This window comes from Kitasatospora sp. NPDC090091, from assembly GCF_044747365.1.
Lineage (GTDB): Bacteria > Actinomycetota > Actinomycetes > Streptomycetales > Streptomycetaceae > Kitasatospora.
On sequence record NZ_JBIVDY010000013.1, the window covers coordinates 34660 to 54626 of the forward strand.

The 19967-nt window shown below is 70.9% G+C and carries 22 protein-coding genes; 16 read left to right on the forward strand and 6 right to left on the reverse strand.

What is annotated here, in order from left to right:
* Window positions 1–119: 119 nt before the first annotated feature.
* The 5 genes from ACIPSC_RS23000 to ACIPSC_RS23020 form a co-directional block, all read right to left on the reverse strand.
* Entirely contained in the window at window positions 120–344 is a 225-nt protein-coding gene (locus tag ACIPSC_RS23000) for a hypothetical protein (protein WP_400827936.1), read from the reverse strand.
* Window positions 345–437: 93 nt separating this feature from the next.
* Window positions 438–1457 (reverse strand): DUF2637 domain-containing protein, encoded by a 1020-nt coding sequence (locus ACIPSC_RS23005; protein WP_400827937.1) that lies wholly within the window; start codon window positions 1455–1457, stop codon window positions 438–440.
* The gene (locus tag ACIPSC_RS23010) at window positions 1454–2017 is read right to left on the reverse strand and encodes a WhiB family transcriptional regulator (protein ID WP_400827938.1); all 564 of its coding nucleotides are present in this window, start codon (window positions 2015–2017) and stop codon (window positions 1454–1456) included. The genes ACIPSC_RS23005 and ACIPSC_RS23010 overlap by 4 nt, the downstream gene beginning before the upstream one ends.
* Window positions 2018–2125: 108 nt before the next feature.
* On the reverse strand, window positions 2126–2833 hold the full coding sequence (locus ACIPSC_RS23015; protein ID WP_400827939.1) for an ATP-binding protein: 708 nt from the start codon (window positions 2831–2833) through the stop codon (window positions 2126–2128).
* On the reverse strand, window positions 2833–3870 hold the full coding sequence (locus ACIPSC_RS23020; RefSeq protein WP_400827940.1) for a hypothetical protein: 1038 nt from the start codon (window positions 3868–3870) through the stop codon (window positions 2833–2835). Before ACIPSC_RS23020 ends, ACIPSC_RS23015 begins: the two co-directional genes overlap by 1 nt.
* A gap of 1093 nt (window positions 3871–4963) precedes the next feature.
* On the opposite strand from ACIPSC_RS23020, the gene ACIPSC_RS23025 reads away from it, so the two are divergent.
* The 3 genes from ACIPSC_RS23025 to ACIPSC_RS23035 all read left to right on the forward strand — a co-directional run bounded on the left by ACIPSC_RS23025 (window position 4964) and on the right by ACIPSC_RS23035 (window position 8836).
* A complete protein-coding gene (locus tag ACIPSC_RS23025) occupies window positions 4964–5914 on the forward strand; it encodes a zinc-binding alcohol dehydrogenase family protein (protein WP_400827941.1) in 951 nt (316 codons plus the stop codon).
* Window positions 5915–6015: 101 nt separating this feature from the next.
* A complete protein-coding gene (locus ACIPSC_RS23030) occupies window positions 6016–6870 on the forward strand; it encodes an IclR family transcriptional regulator (protein ID WP_400827942.1) in 855 nt (284 codons plus the stop codon).
* A gap of 175 nt (window positions 6871–7045) precedes the next feature.
* Window positions 7046–8836 (forward strand): prolyl oligopeptidase family serine peptidase, encoded by a 1791-nt coding sequence (locus tag ACIPSC_RS23035; protein ID WP_400827944.1) that lies wholly within the window; start codon window positions 7046–7048, stop codon window positions 8834–8836.
* Here ACIPSC_RS23035 and ACIPSC_RS23040 read toward each other — a convergent pair.
* Window positions 8814–10148: a helix-turn-helix transcriptional regulator gene (locus tag ACIPSC_RS23040; protein ID WP_400828126.1), complete on the reverse strand. Its 1335-nt coding sequence runs from the start codon at window positions 10146–10148 to the stop codon at window positions 8814–8816. The genes ACIPSC_RS23035 and ACIPSC_RS23040 overlap by 23 nt on opposite strands.
* A 248-nt stretch (window positions 10149–10396) precedes the next feature.
* Between ACIPSC_RS23040 and ACIPSC_RS23045 the strand changes: the two genes are divergently transcribed.
* From ACIPSC_RS23045 to ACIPSC_RS23105, 13 genes are all read left to right on the forward strand, one after another.
* Window positions 10397–10768, forward strand: a complete 372-nt coding sequence (locus ACIPSC_RS23045) for a hypothetical protein (protein WP_400827945.1) — start codon at window positions 10397–10399, stop codon at window positions 10766–10768.
* Window positions 10769–11014: 246 nt separating this feature from the next.
* A complete protein-coding gene (gene queC, locus ACIPSC_RS23050; RefSeq protein ID WP_400827946.1) occupies window positions 11015–11731 on the forward strand; it encodes a 7-cyano-7-deazaguanine synthase QueC in 717 nt (238 codons plus the stop codon).
* A complete protein-coding gene (locus ACIPSC_RS23055) occupies window positions 11728–12129 on the forward strand; it encodes a 6-pyruvoyl trahydropterin synthase family protein (protein WP_400827947.1) in 402 nt (133 codons plus the stop codon). Before queC ends, ACIPSC_RS23055 begins: the two co-directional genes overlap by 4 nt.
* 5 nt (window positions 12130–12134) lie before the next feature.
* Window positions 12135–12839 (forward strand): 7-carboxy-7-deazaguanine synthase QueE, encoded by a 705-nt coding sequence (locus ACIPSC_RS23060; RefSeq protein WP_400827949.1) that lies wholly within the window; start codon window positions 12135–12137, stop codon window positions 12837–12839.
* A 160-nt stretch (window positions 12840–12999) separates the two neighbouring features.
* Entirely contained in the window at window positions 13000–13782 is a 783-nt protein-coding gene (locus tag ACIPSC_RS23065) for a reverse transcriptase domain-containing protein (protein WP_400827951.1), read from the forward strand.
* Window positions 13783–13793: 11 nt separating this feature from the next.
* Entirely contained in the window at window positions 13794–14357 is a 564-nt protein-coding gene (locus ACIPSC_RS23070) for a formylglycine-generating enzyme family protein (RefSeq protein WP_400827952.1), read from the forward strand.
* A complete protein-coding gene (locus ACIPSC_RS23075) occupies window positions 14354–14797 on the forward strand; it encodes a hypothetical protein (RefSeq protein ID WP_400827954.1) in 444 nt (147 codons plus the stop codon). The genes ACIPSC_RS23070 and ACIPSC_RS23075 overlap by 4 nt, the downstream gene beginning before the upstream one ends.
* Entirely contained in the window at window positions 14797–15834 is a 1038-nt protein-coding gene (locus ACIPSC_RS23080) for a glycosyltransferase family 2 protein (protein WP_400828127.1), read from the forward strand. Before ACIPSC_RS23075 ends, ACIPSC_RS23080 begins: the two co-directional genes overlap by 1 nt.
* A complete protein-coding gene (locus tag ACIPSC_RS23085; protein ID WP_400827955.1) occupies window positions 15831–16778 on the forward strand; it encodes a radical SAM protein in 948 nt (315 codons plus the stop codon). The genes ACIPSC_RS23080 and ACIPSC_RS23085 overlap by 4 nt, the downstream gene beginning before the upstream one ends.
* A complete protein-coding gene (locus tag ACIPSC_RS23090) occupies window positions 16775–17332 on the forward strand; it encodes a phosphoribosyltransferase (protein WP_400827956.1) in 558 nt (185 codons plus the stop codon). Before ACIPSC_RS23085 ends, ACIPSC_RS23090 begins: the two co-directional genes overlap by 4 nt.
* The gene (locus ACIPSC_RS23095; RefSeq protein ID WP_400827957.1) at window positions 17329–18462 is read left to right on the forward strand and encodes a glycosyltransferase family 4 protein; all 1134 of its coding nucleotides are present in this window, start codon (window positions 17329–17331) and stop codon (window positions 18460–18462) included. Before ACIPSC_RS23090 ends, ACIPSC_RS23095 begins: the two co-directional genes overlap by 4 nt.
* Window positions 18462–19325 (forward strand): 5'-3' exonuclease H3TH domain-containing protein, encoded by an 864-nt coding sequence (locus ACIPSC_RS23100; protein ID WP_400827958.1) that lies wholly within the window; start codon window positions 18462–18464, stop codon window positions 19323–19325. The genes ACIPSC_RS23095 and ACIPSC_RS23100 overlap by 1 nt, the downstream gene beginning before the upstream one ends.
* Window positions 19322–19939 (forward strand): PIG-L deacetylase family protein, encoded by a 618-nt coding sequence (locus ACIPSC_RS23105; protein WP_400827959.1) that lies wholly within the window; start codon window positions 19322–19324, stop codon window positions 19937–19939. The genes ACIPSC_RS23100 and ACIPSC_RS23105 overlap by 4 nt, the downstream gene beginning before the upstream one ends.
* The last annotated feature ends 28 nt before the right edge of the window (window positions 19940–19967 follow it).

The window sequence follows — 19967 nt, forward strand, 5'->3', positions numbered from 1 at the left end:
CTCCACCCCCTTCGGGGCCGGGGTGGGGTAAGGACTCCTTACCCCACAACTTGCTCCGCCAGGAGCCTGATCACGGTCACTTCCCGCTCCTGGGGTGGTGCCGTTCCGATGGGTAGCGGTCACCGGCTGACCTCGGTGTCACGCCAGCGGATCTCGCGGACGAGGCCCTCGATCCAGTCGATGGCCAGGACGGGGTGGTGGAGTGTCCAGGGGCGGGAGTGCCGGCCTCGTTGGAGGGTCCGGGTGTCGTCGGGGCCGGTCTCGACGCGGAGGAGATGTCCGCGTTGGTGCAGGACGGTCAGCCAGGAGTCCGCCTCGGTCCAGGTCGCGGGGGTGGTACGCATGGCGTGTGCTCCCTTTCGGTGGAGTGCGGTGTCAAGGTGGTCAGGTGACCGGCCGGGGTGACCGGCCCGGTTACCCCGGCCGCTCGGCTGCGGTCAGTCCCGGCTGGCGGGGGCGAGCTGGCGCTGGCGCTGCTGTTCGCGGAGCTGTGCCATCAGCTGGGTCAGCGTGTCGCTGGACAGCGTGCGCTTCTCACCGCGTATCGCCTGGGCGACTATCTGGCGGGTCAACTTGTTGTTCGCGGCTTCGACCGCCTTGTTCGCGATCTTCAGCAGCTCCTCGGTGTCTCGGTCAGCCGATCGGTCTCCGACCTCCCGGGCAGCGCGGTCGGTGACCGACGACGCAGTGACCGGGCTGACCGATGCAGCGGTGGCAAGGGCGTCCTCGGTCGGTCGGTCACTGACCGACCGAGCGTTGTCCGGCTGACCGCCCAGGTCAGCCCGGTCGGTCGCCGTGACCGGCCCGGCCGAGGTCAGCCTCGGCCGGTCAGCCCGGTCAGTCATCGGACGGCCGACCGACCGACCGGCACCGAGGTGACCGGCGGTCACCTGATTGCTGTCCGCCCCGCCGGTCAGCGCGGTCACCCGCTCGCTTCGGTCAGCGGCTGCGGTGGCCTGACCGAGGTCGCCGGAGCCGTTCCGGCCAGCTCGGCTGTTCCGGTCTGCCGGGGTGTCCGATCCCCGGGCAATGAGGATGTAGAGGTGGACGGCGCCGGCCAGAGCGAGCGGAGCGATGGTGGACAGGACCGCCACCACCGTGTCGCCCAGGCGAAGGCCATCGGCGGCCGTGCTCTGCTGGTTCAGCCTGACCGCGTGGAGGGCGTTCGCCCACAGGCTGGCGGTGGTCGCCGCACCGAAGAGCGTCCAGCAGTAGGCCCGTGCCCGATACGGGGCGTCGCGCATCACCAGCAGGGCCCGCACCCCGTAGGCGATGAACCCGTCGATGACCAGCGGGAACAGGTAGGTGAGAAATCCGCGGACGTGGATCGCGACGGCCATCTGCTGAAGTGCGTCGTAGCTGAGGGCGCAGCCGGCGGCGCCGAGGGCGATCACGACGCCCCGGTCCCAGCCCGTGACGTGAACGGTGGTCGGTGCGGTGACGGTGGCGGTGCTCATGCCGCCGTCCCGAAGTCGATGCGCTCCAGGCGGTCCCCGACCGCGCCGGACGTCTGCCCGGTGCGCGCTGACTGCTGCAGGTCCCGGTTGCGGATGGCGCGGCGGGTCTCGCGATACAGCTTCAGCGCGTGCTCCTCGGTGATCTTCAGCAGCCATGCCAGGCGCTCGACTGTGACGCCCTGCCGGTACCCGGCGAGGACGACGGCGCGGCGCTCGGCCGATGTGAGGTGGATGTCGCGTCCGGCCAGGGTGGCGTTGACGCGGGCGTAGTCCAGGCGCTTGGCGATCTTCTCGTGCAGGGGTGCGCGCTCCTCCTGGGTCAGGCCTCCGCGTATGCCGTGGGTCTCTCCGCCTTCCAGTGCGGCATCGAGGCAGGCGAGGCGGACCGGGCACTGGCCGCACAGCGACAGGGCAGTGGTGATCTTCTCGGTCTCGTCGGGCCCGGGGAAGAACACCTCGGGATCGACGGGGTTGCACTCGCTCGGGTGGCAGACGGCCTGGTCCTGCCAGGTGTGGTCGCCGAGCGAGCGGTGGCGCTCAGGGGTGGTCGTGGTGGTCATGGGGGTTGCTCCGATCGCTCTCCGCGCGGGGCGGCGTCGGCGGAGAGGGTGCGCTGGGTCGGTGAAGGGCGAGGCGGCGCGTCGACGGCGCGGCCGGGCAGCGGCGGCTCAGGCAGCGCGCTGGAAGCGTCTGCGGTCGACCGGCTCGAACTCGACCCGGGTGGTCATCTCGGCGAGCCGGGAGGTGACGCGGTCACCGAGGTAGGCCTTGAGGTCTCTGATCTGCAGGTTCGTGGTGATCAGGGTCGGCAGGCAGTGGTTGTAGCGGCGGTTGATCAGCCGGTACGTCTGCTCCTCGACGAACTCGGAGCTCTTGGCGGCGCCGAGGTCGTCGAGGAGCAACAGCGGTACCCGGCTGTAGGCGGCGAGCACCCGCTCGGGGTCGGTGCCGGAACGCGGCCGCAGCTCGGCGTAGAGGTCGGCCGCGGTGGTAGCGCGCCAGCGCACGCCGATGCCGGCCTGTACCAGTACCCGCACCGCGCCGTAGGCCTCGTGGGTCTTGCCCGCACCGGTGACTCCGGCCATCAGCAGGCTGGGGCCGGTGGCCACCTGCCGTCGGGCGCCCGTGCTCGGGGCGACGGCCTGGGCGGCGACCTGCCGGGTCCAGGCCAGGACCAGCTGATGCCCGGCCACCGCGTCGCGGTAGCGCGGCGGCATCCCGACAGAGAGGGCCTGTTCCGCGGAGAAGGGCTCCGCCTCGTCCGGGAGGGCGTCGACCATCGCGCGGTCGATGCCCCGGGCGGCAAGGATCCGGGCCATCCGGTCGAGCACCGACGGGCCGTCGGCGAGGGCCTGCGGGTCGCGGTGGGTGCGCATCACAGCTCCTCGGCGTAGGCGGCGACGGCGTCGACCGGGTTGGTCCACGCTTGATGAGCGGGCACGGTAGGCCGGAATCCCGGCTGCGCCAACCTGGCGCTTCCTGCGTTCATGGCGTCGTTGACCAGGCTCGGCAGCCGGGACGGATGACCCTGGATCTCGGCGAACCGCCGCAGCCCGGCCCGGACGTGCTCCGGCGCGATGCCCTCGGCGAGCAGCGCCTTGGTGACCTTGCCGAGGTGGCCGATCACGCTGCCCGGTGGGCGCTCGGCGCAGGCGGTGACGTACTCGCCGATCAGCTGGTTGGCCGAGACGGTGTCCGCGTCGGGCGCCTGGCGCCCCGTAGGGAAAGAAGATCCAGGATCCAAGATCCTAGATCCAGGCGCCGAGGGCTCCGGGAGGTGTCGGCGAGCCTTCGGGGAGTCTTCGGTGAATGCCGCCTGACCTGCGGCTTTCTTTCCTGCCGGACTCGGCACATGGCCAGGTCCAGCCTGCGGGGAGGCGATACCGATGCCCGCCTTGGCCGCCGGCGCCGAGGGCTCCGGCTGCTGGTCGACAGCCACCGGAGCGTTCGCCGAGGTTTCGGCGAACACTCCGGGAGCGCTCGCGCTGTCCTCGGAGTGGGAGCCCGCTGCGGCCGCGAGGGCGGACCGCTGGATGCACGGGCCCTTGCAGACGCCACACCGATCGGGCTCGCAGTGCGGGCAGGCGGGAAGGCGGCTGAGCGAGGGCTTGTCGATCTTCTGGTGGTTACGCCAAGTCGGGTAGTGGAAGTACCGGCGGCCGTCGCAGCCGGTGTACCGGCAGATCGCTCCAGCAGCGGCGAGCTGCTGGAGGTGGTCCTCGACGTCGGCGCGGGTGATCTCCTCGCGCATCGGCCACACGAGGCCGTAGACGATCGCCGCGACGTCTCGGTGACGGCCGTGGTCGTCGGCGTGGTTGGTCATCCCGAGGAAGGTGACCATCGCCGGGATGGAGACCTCGGAGAGCGTCTCGCTCACCCAGGTCTCCGGCTTAACGGAGCGGATTCGCGCCATGTCAGCGGCCCCGGGCCGCAGCGTCCGGACGGACGGCAAGGTGCCCGTCGGCCAGGTCGAGGGTGTGCGGTCGCGCCCAGTCAGCGTCGGGGTGGGCACGGACGACCCACCGCGCGACAACCCTTCTGGCCACGGGGCTCAGCCGGATTGGGCGGCCGCCGTCATCGGTCGCACGGGCGTGCGCGTGGGGCCACGGCGACGCCGGGTCCGTGAAGCCGACGGTGATCGCGGCGGCCCCCGGGATCATGTCCGCGAGCTTGGCGGCAAGGCGGAGCCGTACGCCCGTATCCGGGCAGGCCAGGGTTCCGCTGGGTATGGCGGGCATGCAATACTCCGTGCTTCGTAGGCGCGCGCGGCGGTCCTCGTGCGAAGAAGTCCCACTGCGCGCGTGGTAGTGAATCGACGCCTTCCGGGGCGTCGGGCCCGGCGTCCGGAGTTGGTAGCTCCAGGACGCCGGTCTCATTTCAGGGCTCGGACGACCAGTCGTCGTGCCGCCTGCCCCTTCCGTCCGCCGGCGATCTTCGTGGCGGGAGCAGCACCATAGGGCCACCGCGGCTCACAGATCCAGCCCCCTCCGCAACCATGGATGTCGCGGGCACGAGAGCGAGCGTGCTCTCACTCAGGGTGACCCCCGTCCGCCCTGGCAAGGCCTGGCCGACCAGCTTCCGACCGGGTTCCAATTCGACTGAATCCTCATTATGTGATTCCCCATCAAGCGGACTTCCGAGGTTTGTTCCGCGAGGATGACATTAAAGATCGACCTTGATATCGGTCAACAGAATCAAGGCATCTACGCGAGTAGATGCGACTCCTTTTCGGAGACTGAGAAACGATCTTCCAAGCGGAGCGTGCGACGCTCCGCAAGTGCGCCACCCCAGCCCGACAGGCCCGCCACCTCGACTTCTCACCGTGAGCGATCAAGCGATTTCAACAACTCAGCGTGACGTGACCGATACCACTCGCCATCGTCCGCCGCAGTCGCACCCCTATATGCACGGCTGAAACCGGCATTCTCGCGGCAGGTATATTCGCTGCCCGAGGGCTGACAAAAACGCCTCACTCAGACGCAAGCAAGAAATATTTAGGGTTGAACATGATGCGCGCAATAGCCGTGCGGGAGTTCGGCGGCCCCGAGGTTCTGGAGCCGACCGAGATGCCCGAGCCGGACGGCCGCCCCGGCCACCTTCGACTCCGTACCCGCCTGGCCGGCGTCAACTACGCCGACATCCACCTTCGCGAAGGCACCTACCCGGCCCCCATGCCCGCCCCGTTCATCCCGGGGAACGAGGTCCTGGGCCTCACCGACGACGGGCGCCGCTATGTCGCGCTCAGCCGCGGAGGCGGCTACGCCGAGACCACGGTCGTCCACCGGAAGCTCGCCTTCGAGGTACCGGACGGGGTCGCCGATCACGACGCGGTCGCCCTCACCCTCCAGGGCAACACCGCATGGCACCTGCTCTTCACCGACCTCCGTGTGACTTGCGAGGACACTGTCCTGGTCCCAGCCGCCGCGGGCGGCGTCGGTTCCCTCGCCGTCCAGCTCGCCAAGCACGCCGGGGCGAAGGTCGTCGCCATGGCCTCCAGTGAGGAGAAGCGCCGCTCCGCCCTGGAGCTGGGCGCGGACGTCACCGTCGACTCCTCCACCACCGATGGCCTCACCGAAAGGATCCTCGACGCCGCAGGCGGACCGGTGTCCGCCGCGCTGGAAATGACCGGCGGCGACGTCTTCCACGCCACGCTCGCCGCGCTCACCCCCCGCGGCCGGATGTCCGTCTTCGGTGCCGTCACCGGGGTTGAGGGCCTCGTGCCCATCACCAGCCTGCTCGCCGGGTCGAAGGCCGTCAGCGGCTTCTGGCTCCCCAACCTCTACCCCTCGCGCACCCACCTCAAGGACTCGATGTCCGCGCTGTTCGCGGCGGTCTCCGACGGCTGGCTCAAGCCGCTCAACGGCCCGGTCTACAAGCTCGGCCAAGCCCGCCAAGCCCACCACGACCTCGCCGCCCGCCTCACTACCGGCAAGGTCGTCCTTGACGTCGGCCGCTGACCGTTCGCCCGCCCACCCTTTACGCGTGCCCCGCCTGATGGGCTATCGCGGAACACCACCCTCATGACGCCGAACGGCGCGACGAATCTCCCGGACCCCTCATGAAGATCACCACCGCGCCACCAGCCAGGACCGTCCTCGAGCAACGACAGAAGGGCGCTCCGATCAAGCCGCCCTCATCGCTCGCCGCCCGCGCCTTCGCCGTCCAGCAGGCCTTCACCCGCCTGCCCGGCGACGTGCACTCGCTGCGCGCGATCGCAGGCGCCGCCGGCCTCGACGACGCCACCACCCACCGCATCCTGCAGACCGGCGTCGGTGACGGCGTCTTCGAGCAGGTCGGCCGGGGCCGCTACCGCCTCGGCACCGGCACCGCCCGGGCCGGCGTCCAGGCCGTGGCCCACTCCCCCGGAGCTGCCTCGACCCACGGCATCCTCGAACGCCTCCACCAGGCCACTGGCGGCCTCGCTCTGCTCTACGTCCTCTCCCCCTTCGGCGGCGCGAAGCGACTTTGTACCGACTACGTCATCGGCGACATGGACCCGGCCGAAGTCGGCATGTCCGCCGAGGATGTCGTCTCGGTGTCCCGTTCCCTGCGCACCGGCGCCTCCGGACGGGTCATCCTCGCCTACCTGCCCCAGACCATCCAGGACCTCGTCCTCGCTGAAGAGGTACCGCCGACCGCCGGCCCGGGTGTCATCCGCGACAATGACGCGCTCACCGAGACCCTCGTCGAGATCCGACAGCTCGGCTTCGGGGTCGGCCGCCAGGAGTGCATGCCCGGCTGGGACTCCGTCGCCGCACCCGTCCTGTGGCACGACTCCATCATGGGCGCCGTCCTCCTCCTCAAGCGCTCCACCGAGATGCCGCCCGACCTGCGCCCCCTGATCTTCCACACGCTCAAGGCCGCCGAGAGCATCAGCGAACTGACCACCAGCCCGCTCTCGGCCGCCCTTTAGCCCGTAGCAGTTGAGAAGGCTCGGCGCTGCCGCCGTGCCCGATACCGGGCGACAGCGCCGCAACCCACACGAGCGCATCGGCGTCCACCGATGCCGGACCGAGCACGCACCGCCCGAGTATGAGCCCGTCCTTCGGTAGTGGCACTTACCCGCGCGATTCGGCAGGATCCGTTCCATGAGGTCTCAGGACAGCGGGCTGTCACCCGCGTGGGTTGCGCGGAAGGTCGTCACCTACGACGAACTCCAGGCAGCGGCAGGCTCGCTGTGGTGGCTGCAGTCCGATCCCGATCACGGTGGGGTTCGGCGGGTGATGTGTTCGGATCGCGCTGGTACGGCCCTCCCGGTGACACCTTCCGACTGCTCGATCGGCAGCCAGTTCCACGCCTACGGTGGCGGCAGCTTCGCCGTGGTGCGGGATGGGGTGTGGTTCACCGGCAATGACGGTTCCCTCTTCCACCAACGCTTCGGCTGCCCACCGGACAGGATCCTGCCCATCCGTGGCTCCGAGCAGTTCGGGGACCTCGTTCCGGGCCCGGATGGTGGTGTGCTCGCGGTCCGCGGCGACGGCGCCGCGGACGAGGTCGTCGCGGTTTCTCCGGCCGGAGCCGTTCAGGTGCTGGTCCGCTCGTCCGAGTTCCTCGGCTGCCCGAGGCTCGCGGGTGACACCCTGGCCTATTTGGAGTGGAGCCGGTACCAGATGCCCTGGGACGGTTGCCGTCTTCTGCTGGCCGACCTCCGTTCCGGCAAACTCCGGCCGGGTCGGCCGGTGGCGGGCGGCCCCTCGGAGGCGGTGGTCCAGCCGTCCTGGGGACCGGGCGGGTCGTTGTACTTCATGTCCGACCGCACGGGTTGGTGGAACCTGTACCGACTCCGGGACGGCGCGACGAAGGCCGTCGCGCCGATCGACGCTGACTGCGCGCCGGCCCCGTGGGAAGGGGGCTACCAGTCGTACGGGTTCGCCCCCGACGGCACCGTCGTCCTGACCGTCCTGAACGGGTTCTCCGCCGAACTCGTGGCCGTCGATGCCCTAGGGAACCGACGTCGCCTCGGCCCGAACCTCACCTCCGTGAAGCCCTACATCGCCGTCGAGAACGGGCGGCTCGCCGTGATCGGCTCCACTCCGTCGTCCGCTCCGAGCGTCTGGTCGGTCGATCTGGCCGCGGGCTCGGGTGCCCCGGCTCTCCCGGTGAGTGCGACAGCCGATTCGGCTCTCTTCTGGACGCCCGTCCCGCCGTCGGTCGAAACCGCGCCGGGTCCCGGCGGGAGGGTCCGCTTCCTACTGCACCGGCCACCAGCGGCAGCGGGGCCGGTGCCGCTGGTCGTGCGGGCACACCCCGGTCCGACGGACGACGTTCCACTGCGGCTGGACTGGACGACCCAGTTCTTCGTCAGTCACGGCTTCGCCGTCGCCGAGGTCCTCTACCGGGGCAGCACGGGCCAGGGCCGGACATTCCGCCAAGCGCTGCACGGTCACTGGGGCGATTACGACGTCGACGACTGCTCGGCGGTGGCCGAGCACCTGCGCTCGACCGGTGTGGCGCTGTCCGACGCGATGTTCATCACCGGCGCGAGTGCCGGAGGGTACACGGCGTTGCAGGCGGCAACTCGCCAGGGACCGTTCGCCGGCGCGACGGCCACCTCGGCGATCATCGACCCCACGCGGTGGGAGCTGTCCGTACCCGAGTTCCAGCGGCCCCACGCGGCCGTGCTGCGGGGGTCTGCCGGCGCGGTGGCACCCGAACGGATCCGTTGCCCCGTGCTGGTGATCCACGGGACCGCCGACACCATCACGTCCGCCAAGGAGGCCATGCATTTCGCCCAGGAGCTGGCCGCGCTGGGAGACGGCCACGACAGCGTCCTCCTGGAGGACGGCGACCACTACCTGTCAGCACCTGCGGACCGGGAGCAGGCGCTCCGCGCCGAACTCGACTTCTACCAGAGCATCATGAGCCGCTCGACAGTGTGACAGCCACGCCGTCGGCTTCCGGCAGCACCGCCCGGGCGAACTCGCGCAGCTCCCGGGCCGGGGCATAGTCGGCATGGGCCCGCAGGTCCGCCAGGACGCCGGCTACCCGCTCGATGCACCGACCTGACCCGGTCCTGGCGGCGTAGGCCACGGCGTCCCGGCCGGCCGCGCACGCCTGGTCGACCTCTCCGCTGCGCAGCCAGGTCGCGGCGAGCAGCGCCGCGTCGATCGCGCGTCTGCGAACCCTGTCCTCGCCCACCCCGCTGAGGGCCTCGACGAGCTGACTCCTTGCTGCCGGGGCCCGACCGAGGTCATGGAGGCAGTGGGCGACCTCGTCGGCGAGATAGGCCTGATTGAAGTAGCGGATCCAGGTGGGTTCGTCCTGGTGGTCGGCAGCGTCGAGCAGCTTCTCGGCCTGGATGATCAGCTTTGTTGCCTCGCTCTCCCTGCGCAGCCTGGCGTTGGCGCGGGCCACAACCGCGGTGATGGCCGCCCGGGTCGCCGGGCTCACCACAGTGCCGGCCACTGCCTTGGCCGAGGCCGCCCACCGCAGGGCGGTCTCCGGCTCTCCGCAGTGCAGCGCGAGGTGGCCGAGGTTCACCGCCACGAGGTAGGCGCTGTACGCCTGGTCGTTGTTCACCGCCGTCAGGGTGAGGGCGCGCTGGTAGTACGCCTGGGCCTCGTCCGGGTTGCCGGTGTCGACAGCCTGGTACCCGGCGAGTTCGCAGAACCCGGCCGTGAGTCTCGCCCGTCGACGAGCGACCCGCTCGTCCGAGGCTGGGCGACGGAGAAGGGCTTCGAGTTCATTGTCGATGTAGGAGCTGACCTGCCGACGGTACTGCCGAGCGCCGTGCGTGTGGTCGAGCTGACGGAACAGGTCGAGCATTCCCTCGGCAGCGCCGATGTCGGCTTCTGTCACCGGGAGCGATGCCGCGATGCTGCTGGTGGCCGACCTGACCGACAGCCAGTCTGTGACGAGACCGCCCAGCTGCGCCAACGATGACGCTACGGGCTCCGTCACCTGCTCGCCCTGCCGGCCCTGGTGCAACGTCTCCGATCGGCATCCACCATCCCTTTCCGCGACTGCCGAAGCATCAACGACATCCGGATTTCCGGGGAGAAGGGAAGACAGCTCGGCCGCAGAGACCTTCAGCAACCTGGCGAGCTTCGGCATCTGCCAGGGCTGCGGCGTCGCTGTGCCCTTCTCCCAACGATGGACTGTGGTGCGGTCGACGGCCATCAGCTCCGCCAGCTGCTCCTGGGTGTAGCCGGCGGCCCTGCGCTGCGCTGCAAGCCGTCCCCATCGCGTCATCGCGTTCACCCCGGACTTTCCTCGGTCCACAACTGCGCAGGTCACCGGTGGATTTTCAACATCACTGCCAAGCGGTGCAACAAGTCTGCACTGTCACAACGAGCTTGGCAGGTGTTCCGTATGACCTCCGAGGATTTCTCACCTCGGATCGGGCCCGCCGTGCAGACGGACGTCCTTTGGCATCGCGTTCCCGACGTGTCCGGCCCTACGGCCGACCAGGCCCAGCACCTGTCCAGACAAGGAGACCGATGGCCACGATCCTCGCGCCCCCGGCCGATCCCACACCTGCTCCCCCACCCGCCTCACCGCTGCGGACACCGGCGGACCACTTCGCCGCCGTCCCCAGCATCAGCCCTGTTCCCGGCGCCGCCGGCTTGGCCGGCGCGCGCCCTGCCGCCCACGTACCGGCCCCGAACTCGCACCGACCGCCGCCCCGCACGGGAGCCCGGACCACAGAGGCCGGCGATCCTGTGGAGGCGCTGATGTGGACGCTCTGGCTGATGGGCCACGTCCTCGTGATCGCCCTCCTGGGAGTACTCGTCAGCCAGGAGCTCGACCACCAGGACGTCGCGCTCGGGCAGGCCCCCACCCGATCCGTGCCCGACGCCGGGGACACCTAGCCACGCGGCCGCCGGACACGAGAACGACAGTCCCTTTCGCGCATGCTTCGCATCCGCAGCAAATCGGCTCCTCTGCCCCACCCGCCCAACGGCAGCTCCGCCTCGGGTCGTTAGGCGCGAGGTTCTCACATCCACACCGGCCGAAGTCCGTCCGCACGCTGCCGGCCCACCTACCGGGCCCATCCCGGACGTACGACGACCGGACTCACTCCAGCCTCCGGCAGCGGAGGACTACGAGGAAGACGTATGGAGATGACCGAACACACGCCCCCGCAGCACGCGGTGGTGATCGCCTCCGGTGGGCTCGACAGCACCACCGTCGCCTACTGGCTCGCCAACAGCGGCAGCCGACTCACGCTGCTCTCCTTCGACTACGGACAGCGGCACCGGAAGGAACTCGACTACGCGCGACGGAGCGCCGACCTCCTCGGCGCGCGCCACGAGATCGTCGACCTGAGCGGGCTCGGCCGCCTGCTGTCGGGCTCCGCGCTGACGGACCCGGCGATCGCGGTGCCCGACGGCCACTGCACCGCCGAGAGCATGCGCAGCACGGTGGTGCCCAACCGCAACGCGATCATGCTCTCGATCGCCGTAGCCGTGGCGGTCGCGGCAGGGGCGGACGCGGTGGCGTTCGGCGCCCACGCCGGCGACCACGCCGTCTACCCGGACTGCCGCACCGGGTTCTTCGACCTCTTCGCCGAGACGGCGCGGGTCGGCAACGAGGGGTTGATCCCCGAGGGCTTCCGGCTGCTGGCGCCGTTCATCGACCAGACGAAGGCCGACATCGTCGCGGTCGGCCGGCAAGTCGGCGTGCCGTTCGCGGACACCTGGTCCTGCTACCGCGGCGGCGAGCTGCACTGCGGCACCTGCGGGACGTGCACCGAGCGGATCGAGGCGTTCGTACTCGCCGAGGTCGAGGACCCCACCGAGTACGCCACCACGGCCACCGGGGCGGCCCGATGAACGGCACCAGCGTGTCCGGCCGGTTCCGGATCGGGAAGTCGTTCCGGTTCGAGGCGGCCCACTTCCTGCCCGGCCTGTCGGCGGGCCACCAGTGCGCGCGGATGCACGGCCACTCCTACGCCGTGGAGTTCGTCCTCACCGCCGATCGGTTGGTGCCGCCGGGGTTCGTCACGGACTTCGGCGATCTCGCCCCGGTGAAGCAGCTGATCGACAGCGCGCTCGACCACCGGGTGCTGAACGACGTCCTGCCGGTCGCGCCGACGTCGGAGAACGTCGCCGCGTGGCTGGCCGGCTGGTTCGTGGAGCACGTCGAGCCGCCGTTGCCGGGGCGGCTCGTGTCGGTGCGGGTCTCGGAGACGCAGAGCAGTTGGGCCGAGTTCGTGCTGGAGGAGCGGTGAGCCTGTTGGGAGGTGATGCTGGCGCCGACAGGGGCCTGCTGGTGGCGGAGTGCTTTGGCCCGACGTTCCAGGGCGAGGGACCGAGCGCCGGGCAGCAGTCCTTGTTCGTCCGGCTTTCGCGGTGCAACCTCCACTGCCCGGGATGTGACACCCCGCAGACCTGGGACTGGTCCCGGTTCAACCCGCGCGAGGTGTCCACGCGGCACAGCGTCGAGGACCTGGCGGCGTGGGTGATGGCCCGCGCGCCCAGGCTGGTGGTGGTCACCGGTGGTGAGCCGCTGCTCCAGCAGTCCCCGCTCGTCGACCTGGTCCGGCTGCTGTCGGGGCGGCGTGTGGAGGTGGAGACCAACGGCACCGTCGTCCCGCAGCCGGAGCTGATCGAGTCGGTCACTGCGTTCAACGTATCGCCGAAGCTGCAGGCCTTCGCGGGCCCCAGGGACCGGCGGATCGTCTCGGAGGCGCTGTCGGCGTTCGCGGCCTGCGGCAGGGCCCGGTTCAAGTTCGTCGTCCAGGAAGCCGCCCAGCTCGACGAGGTCGCTTCCCTGGTGGAGAGGTTCTCGCTTCCCGAGGTCTGGGTCATGCCGGAGGGAACGAGCAGCGGAGCGGTCCTCAGTGGGATGCGGGGGTTGGCCGATGAGGTCCTGGGCCGGGGCTGGAACCTCACGCCGCGGCTGCACACGCTGCTCTGGGAGGACGAGCGTGGCCGGTGAGGACAGCAAAGTGCCTGAACGGCGCGGTCGTTCCGACTCCCCGAGGCCGCGCGTGTTGGGTAGCGGCCAAGCAATCGGTGTGGAGGGGAGCGGGATCCTGCATGCCGTTCAGGCATTACCCACTATAACCAACTCCCGCCCTCCGCGCGCCCATTCGCTGATGTCGTTCCTCGTCGATCCTCGGCATCTCAAGGCGGCCGCGCGGGCCTGCATGCGCCGGGCCGGAGCGCCGGGTGCCGACGGGATGAGCTGGGCGCAGTTCCGGCAGGGCATGGACGGCCGGCTGGAGGTCCTGGCCGAGCAACTGCGGACGGGCTCCTGGACCCCCGGTCCGCTGCGCGAGGTGGGGATCACCGCCTACACCGGCAAGACCTTCCCCTCGGTGATCCCGACAGTGAGCGACCGGGTCGTCCAGCGGGCGATGCGAAGCGCGATCGAACCGGTGCTGGAGCAACGGGCGTTCGCCGACTGGGTCTCGGGCTACCGGGCCGGGCGGAACCGGATCACCGCTCTGCGCGACTCCGACCGGCACCTGCGGAAGGGGTACCGGTGGGTGGCGGACGTGGACGTGCGGAGGGTGTCGGAGGGGTCGAACGCGACCGAGGTCACCGACTGGCTGGCCGAGCACGTGGCGGACGGCTCGTTCCTCCGCCTGTTCGAACGGGCCCTGGAGGCCTTGCCGTTTCCGCTGGTCCCGGGCACGGCGCTGGCGCCCCTGCTGATCAACCTGCGCTTGTCGCGTGTCGACGCCCGGCTCGCGGGGCACCGCGCGGTGCGGTTCGCGGACAACTACTGCGTCTTCTGCGACGGCGCCGAGCAGGCCGGCGAGGCCCTCGAAGCCGTCACCAAGGCGTTGGCCCGCTGCGGGCTGCGACCCAACTTGGCCAAGTCGAAGGTCTGGGCCGGGGCGAACGCCGAAGACCTGTTCCTGATCGCCGGATGAAAGGGGGAGCGATGACGACGAACCTGGCCGGACTCCCGCTCACCTGGGTGCCGGTACCGGGCGGCGTGTGCCTGTTCGGCGACCGGCAGAGGCCGCTGCGGGTGGCCGACCTGGAGTGGACGGCGACTCCGGTCACGCCCGCTCAGCTCGGCCTCGGCCCGGACCACCGGCCGCTGGTCGGGTTGGACCAGATACAGGCGGCCCGGATCGCGGCCGATCTGGGCGGACGGCTGCCGCTGTCGAAGGAGTGGGAGTGGGCGGCCTCGGGAGCCGAGCGCCGTCCGTACCCGTGGGGCGACGAGGAGCCGGACGAGAGCCGGGCGAATCTGCGCGACATCTGCGGACGGCTGACCCTTGTCGACTCGCATCCGCGCGGGCGGACGCCGAGCGGGCTGTGGGACATGGCGGGCAACTGCTGGGAGTGGACCGCGTCGAAGACGATCGGCGGCGGCTTCGTCATCCGCGGCGGCTCCTACAACTCCCTCCCGCTGTACGCCAGGTGCACGTTCCTGAACGCCGCGCCGGCCGAGTCTTCCTCGGCGGGCATCGGCTTCCGGGTGGTGAGACCGGCGTGATCGGCGACCTCGTGATCGCGGGCTGCTCGCACCGCAAGGCGCCCGAGACCGGTCTCCTGCCCGCCCTGGAGCGGTATGCCGGAGGCATCGCCCCACAGCTGCGGGCCCGCTTCGCCGACGTCCCGCACGCCCGCAGCCGGATCCGCTTCCTGTCCGCGGCCTACGGCCTGGTGGGTGCGGACCACTTGATCGCCGCGTACGACCAGCGGCTCGACGCCGACCGGGCCGAGGGGCTGCGCCTGATCGTGAACGGGCAGCTGCGGCGCGACTTCGCCGCCAACGGCGCCCCGCGGCGGGTGCTGCTGGTCCTCGAACCCGACTACCTGGTTCTGCTCACCGATCTCCTGGCTCTGCCGGAACGACCGGTTCTGCACTGGATCTCCGACCCGCACGGCTGGCCCCAGGCCGCCGCCGTGCTCGACGAATGGAGGTGGCCGTGATGCACACCAGCCTCGCGGACACGCTCAAGTCCCAGCCCAACACCCACCGGTACTTCACGACGGGGTTCACCGAGCGCACCGGTCTCGGCTGGCACCAGCCCACCCCGGCGGGCGCCGGCGGCGGCCATGCGCTGTCGGTCGTGATCCCGGCCCGCAACACCGCCTACGCCCTGCCGGCGGTACTGGACGCGCTCATCGCCCAGCAGCACGCCGCCGATGTGGAGGTGATCCTGGTCGACGACGCCTCCACGGACGCGACGTTCGACATCGCCCGTCGGCACCCGGCGCTCACCACCGCGGTGCGCCTCGCCGAGCGGCGCGGCTCGGCCACGGCCCGCAACGTCGGTGCCCGTCTCGCCCAGTCCCCGACCGTGCTGTTCGTCGACGCCGACATGGTGCTGTCCTCGCACGTGTTCGCCGACGTCGTCACCCGTGCCGCGGCCGACACGGTGCTGACCGGCTTCCGGCACAACGTCACCTATCAGGCGTCGCCCGGCGGCGGGCCGGTGCTTCCCGACAGCCCACCGTGCCTCACTGCCGACCACCGCGTCACCTGGAAGCCCCCGGTGGGCAAGGTCCTGCCGTACTCGGGCATCACCCTCACCGACGAGCTGGACGGACGCCCGCTCGACGCCACCGACGACTTCCAGAACCTCGGGTGCGGGCGGTCCTACTACGACTGGGACCTGCCCAGGATGGCCGTCACCGCGTTGCTCTCCGTTCCGCGCGAGCAACTGCTGGACGTCGGCGGCTTCGACGAGGAGTTCGGGGTGCTGGGCTGGGGCATGGAAGACACCCATCTCGGCGCGGCCCTGATTGCCGCCGGTTGCCTGGTCATCCCGCTGCGGCAGGCCGTCGGCTACCACCTCGACCCCCCGGACGCCGCCGCCCAGTGGCGGACCAAGCTCGCCACCTGGCCAGCGACGCTCGCCCACTATCGCCACCTGCTGTCCTTGCCCGCGCCCTCCGGGCGCAGCCACACCTTCGTCACCACTGCTGACAGGCACCTGACCAACGCCGAGGTGATCACCCGATGATCCGTACGTTCGCCGCCGCCGCGATCGGTAGCACCACCGTCGTGCACGACCCGGCCGTCGGCACCAACCACCTTCCGCCCCAACCGCTTCCCGCCGGCTGCGTCGCTCTCGACGACCAGCAGGTCGCAGCCTGGCCCCAGCCCGACCCGGCCGACCTGGCGCTCGACTACCCGCTGAGCATGTGCTGGTCCCCGATCGTGCGCTGCAACCTGGACTGCCCGCACTGCCTCGACGACAAGAGCGTGCGCGAGTCCACCGCGGCCGAGCGGCGCATCCTCGCCGGCCACATCGCAGCGTCCGGCGTTCTGGGCGTCGACATCTCCGGCGGCGAGCCACTTCTGCTGCGTGACCTGCCCGAACTCGCCCGCGCGATCCGCCTCCAGGGCACCAGTGTGGTCAGCTGCACCACCAACGGCTGGCACCTCGCCCGCCGCGCAGGGGAACTCGCCGACGCCCTCGACGCGGTCCGGGTCTCGCTCGACGGTGCCACCGGAGCCACCCACGACACCTGGCGCGGTGAGGACAGTCACCGCCGTGCCATCACGGGCATCCGCGCCGCCGTGGACGCAGGCCTGTTCGTCCAGCTCCAGATGGTCCTCATGCAATCCAACAAGCACGAGGCCCAGGCGCTGCTGGACCTCGCCGCCCGCCTCGGCGCCGGCGGGGTGACCTTCCTCCAGATGCTCCCCATCGGCTCCGGTGCCGCACTCGCCGCCGAGCAGATGCTCACCGACGAGCAGGCCCAGGAAACCGTCGCACCGCTCACCGTCCCCGACGATGTGCGGGTCCGCCTGCGCACCCGACGCAGCGCGAGCGAATTCACCGTCCTGCGCGCCGACGGCTACGCCTGGCGCAACACCCGGGGCGCCACCGGCATCTCGGCGTTCACCTCCGTCACCGGCCCGGCCGACCTGCGCCTGCCCGCCTCCGGGAGCGCCTCATGACCAGCACCCCGGACGCCGCGAGCCGGCTCTTCGCCCAGCACGTACCGTTCGCGCCCACGCGCTCCCAGTGCTTCGACGCGGCAAGGCTGATCGCCGAGTCCGTCCTCGGGTCCGAGCCGGAGGTCTCCTGCGTGATCGGCATCGCCTCCGGCGGGATCGAACCGGCCCGCCCCATGGCCGACTACCTCAAGGCACCCTTCCACTCCGTCACCGCCAAGCACAACAGGTGCGACGCTCCGTGGCAGCAGGCCACCGGCGACGTCGAGGTCCTGGTCGACGACACCCTGCCCGACCGCTTCGGCGGGACGGTACTCCTGGTCGACGACATCGCCGGCACCGGGGCGACGTTCTCCGCCGTCACCGCCGCGCTGACCGGTCGACTCGACGACGGTGCCGCGATCATGTCGGCGGCACTGTTCCGCAACCGGGGATGCGCGCGCCCGCCGGACCGGTGGGCCTGGACCGTCGACGACTGGGTCGTATTCCCCTGGGAGCGTCCGCACCACGGCCTGACCCAGCCGCTTCCGCCCCTTCGGCGGGTGAGCGCCCCGTGACCACCAGCCTCGTCTCCCGCGGTGTCCTGCTGGTCCTCGTGTCCTGGACCCGTGACGCGCCCGCCGGCATCGAACGTGCGACGGCCGCCCTGGCCGTCGGTCTGGCCAAAAACGGCCACCGGCCCGTCATCGCCACCGCCGCTCCCCAGCCCGACGGCCCCGGCCTTCCCGGCGTTCCGATCGCCCGCCTGCGCCTCGACGACGTGAACTTCCCATGCGGCGACGACGCGCTGCGGCGTGCCATCACCCACCAGGACGCCGGGCTCACCCAGCAGATCCGGGACCTGATCACCCAGCACCGCATCGACACCGTCGTGTTCACCGACGCGCTGTGGGGGCTCGGCCGCCTGCGCGGCGACATCCCCGGCCATGTCCGCCGCGCGCTCGCCGCCCACGTCAAGCCGCACGCCCTCGACGCCGGGCCGGCGTTCGCCCGCGCCACCCGCGTGCTCGTGCCCTCCCCCGTCGTCCGCGGCGAGCTGACCGACTGGGGCCCGCGCAAAATCCGCGTCGTCCCCAACGCGCTGCTTCCCGGCACCCTGGTGGTCCCGCCCCCGCCGTCCCGCCGCGAACGCCTGCGCTGCAGCGGCCCGGTGCGCGTCCTCGCCCGGCTCGGGCCGGAGAAGGGCGTGCTCGACCTCCTGGAGGCCGCCTCCGACTGGGACCGACCGGTCGAGGTGGCGCTCGCCGAAGCCGGGTTCGAGGCTGGCGAGGGCTCGCAGTCCGAGCTCCTCGACCGCTGCCGCGAGGTGGCGGCCCGCACCCCGGGCGTCCACCTGCGGGGGGCGCTGGCCTGGGACGAGGTGTTGCCCTGGCTCGCCGGGGCCGCCGTCGTGATCGTCCCCAGCCACAAGGAGACCTTCGGTCTGGTGGCGCTGGAGGCGATGAGCATCGGCACTCCGGTCGTCGCCTATCGTGTCGGCAACCTGCCGGAGCTGATCGGCCCGACGGGCCACGGCGACCACCTGCTCGTCGACCACGACGAGGGCCCGGCCGCCCTCCACAAGGCGGCACAAACCCTTCTGGAAGATGACATACTGTACGCCGCGACTACACAGACCGTGTATCGGCGGGCGACCGCGTTCGAGTCCCGCCGAATCGCTGACTTCTTCTTGGAGGCGGTGTCGTGATGCCCGAAACCACAGCAGCCCCTGCGCCGTTGCTGCTCGTCGACGGGTTCAACCTTCTGTGGGCAGGCACCTTCGGGTTCCCCGCGCCGATCCACTCCCGCGACAAGACCCGCGAGTTGACCGGGCTGTTCGCGTTCTTCGCCCTGCTGCGCGCCGCGATCCGTGACGACCTCGACGTCGTGGAGCCCGAGGTCCTGGTCGTCTTCGACGGCGAACACGGCTCCGCCGACCGCGCTGCCACCGATCAGGAGTACAAGGCGAACCGCGAGGCGACGCCGGAGGCTCTCAAGCCGCTGCAGTTCCTCACGGCGGTCAAGGACGGACTGGACGCGCACGGGATCCGGTGGGTCGAGGTCGACGACGCCGAAGCCGACGACGTCATCGCCACCCTCGCCACCCGGGCCTCGGCCTCCCGACCGGTCCTGATCATGTCGCGGGACATGGACTACTACCAGCTCCTCGGCGGACGCGTCCGCATCCTCAACCGCTCCCGGAAGTCGTCCCAACGAATCATCACCGCCGACGAGGTCGTCGCCCGGTTCGGCGTCACCCCCGACCAGTGGCCGGCCTTCCGCGCGCTGACCGGGGACAAGTCCGACAACATCCCCGGGGTGCGGGGTGTTGGCCCGAAGGTCGCCGCCGCCCTTCTGCGCGACGGCATGCAGCTGCGCGAGCTGGCCGGTTCCGAGAGGCTGACCGGCGCCAAGGGCACGGCGATCACCACCGCCTGGGCCGACGTGCTCCGCTGGGAGGCGATGATCACGGTACGCCGCGACCTGGACGTGCCCGTCGCCCTCAGCGGCCTGGCCAGCCCCCAGCTGCCGAAGCCCGCCGACGTCGTCGAGAAGCTGGGACTGTGGTGACCGGTCCGGCACCGGGCTCGGTCCTGGCCGTCTTCGCGCACCCCGACGACGGCGAACTGTGGGCCGGCGCCACCCTCGCACTCCACGCCAGGCACTCCACCGTCACCCTCGCGGTCCCGCACCGCGACAACGTCCGCGACGACGAGGCACGCAGGGGCGCCGCAGTCCTCGGCGCCGACCTACACCAGGTTCCCAGACTCGACCATGCTCTGCTGCAACGGCTGCTGCTGGAGAAGCGTCCGGAGATCGTCATCACCCACCCGCTCAACGACGTCCACCCCGAGCACCGGGCCGTCGCCGCCACCGTGCTCGCGGCCGTCCCCGAGCCTCGGATCGCCACCGGCCGTCCGAACCGCTTCTACAGCTGCGACACCTACAACTCCCTCGCCCTCGACGGACCGGTCCGCGCCGACGTGATCGTGGACGCCACCGCGACCTTCGACACCAAGATGTCCGCGCTGCGCGAGCACGCGAGCCAGCCGATCGAGCAGCACTTCGGCCCCATGGCCGAAGCCCTCGGCCGGCTCTGGGGCGCCCGCATCGGCACCCGGTACGCGGAGGCGTTCACCGCCGTGCCGATCCTCGGCTGCCTGCCCGGCGCCACCCACCTCTGACGCGCTGCTTTCCGCAGCCCATCCAGCG

What these genes read in the sequence shown, in the direction of transcription:
- ACIPSC_RS23000 (WP_400827936.1), bottom strand. Translation starts at nt 344, where the DNA reads ATGCGTACCACCCCCGCGACCTGGACCGAGGCGGACTCCTGGCTGACC.
- ACIPSC_RS23005 (WP_400827937.1), bottom strand. Translation starts at nt 1,457, where the DNA reads ATGAGCACCGCCACCGTCACCGCACCGACCACCGTTCACGTCACGGGC.
- ACIPSC_RS23010 (WP_400827938.1), bottom strand. Translation starts at nt 2,017, where the DNA reads ATGACCACCACGACCACCCCTGAGCGCCACCGCTCGCTCGGCGACCAC.
- ACIPSC_RS23015 (WP_400827939.1), bottom strand. Translation starts at nt 2,833, where the DNA reads ATGCGCACCCACCGCGACCCGCAGGCCCTCGCCGACGGCCCGTCGGTG.
- ACIPSC_RS23020 (WP_400827940.1), bottom strand. Translation starts at nt 3,870, where the DNA reads ATGGCGCGAATCCGCTCCGTTAAGCCGGAGACCTGGGTGAGCGAGACG.
- ACIPSC_RS23025 (WP_400827941.1), top strand. Translation starts at nt 4,964, where the DNA reads ATGATGCGCGCAATAGCCGTGCGGGAGTTCGGCGGCCCCGAGGTTCTG.
- ACIPSC_RS23030 (WP_400827942.1), top strand. Translation starts at nt 6,016, where the DNA reads ATGAAGATCACCACCGCGCCACCAGCCAGGACCGTCCTCGAGCAACGA.
- ACIPSC_RS23035 (WP_400827944.1), top strand. Translation starts at nt 7,046, where the DNA reads ATGAGGTCTCAGGACAGCGGGCTGTCACCCGCGTGGGTTGCGCGGAAG.
- ACIPSC_RS23040 (WP_400828126.1), bottom strand. Translation starts at nt 10,148, where the DNA reads ATGACGCGATGGGGACGGCTTGCAGCGCAGCGCAGGGCCGCCGGCTAC.
- ACIPSC_RS23045 (WP_400827945.1), top strand. Translation starts at nt 10,397, where the DNA reads ATGGCCACGATCCTCGCGCCCCCGGCCGATCCCACACCTGCTCCCCCA.
- queC (WP_400827946.1), top strand. Translation starts at nt 11,015, where the DNA reads ATGGAGATGACCGAACACACGCCCCCGCAGCACGCGGTGGTGATCGCC.
- ACIPSC_RS23055 (WP_400827947.1), top strand. Translation starts at nt 11,728, where the DNA reads ATGAACGGCACCAGCGTGTCCGGCCGGTTCCGGATCGGGAAGTCGTTC.
- ACIPSC_RS23065 (WP_400827951.1), top strand. Translation starts at nt 13,000, where the DNA reads ATGTCGTTCCTCGTCGATCCTCGGCATCTCAAGGCGGCCGCGCGGGCC.
- ACIPSC_RS23070 (WP_400827952.1), top strand. Translation starts at nt 13,794, where the DNA reads ATGACGACGAACCTGGCCGGACTCCCGCTCACCTGGGTGCCGGTACCG.
- ACIPSC_RS23080 (WP_400828127.1), top strand. Translation starts at nt 14,797, where the DNA reads ATGCACACCAGCCTCGCGGACACGCTCAAGTCCCAGCCCAACACCCAC.
- ACIPSC_RS23085 (WP_400827955.1), top strand. Translation starts at nt 15,831, where the DNA reads ATGATCCGTACGTTCGCCGCCGCCGCGATCGGTAGCACCACCGTCGTG.
- ACIPSC_RS23090 (WP_400827956.1), top strand. Translation starts at nt 16,775, where the DNA reads ATGACCAGCACCCCGGACGCCGCGAGCCGGCTCTTCGCCCAGCACGTA.
- ACIPSC_RS23100 (WP_400827958.1), top strand. Translation starts at nt 18,462, where the DNA reads ATGCCCGAAACCACAGCAGCCCCTGCGCCGTTGCTGCTCGTCGACGGG.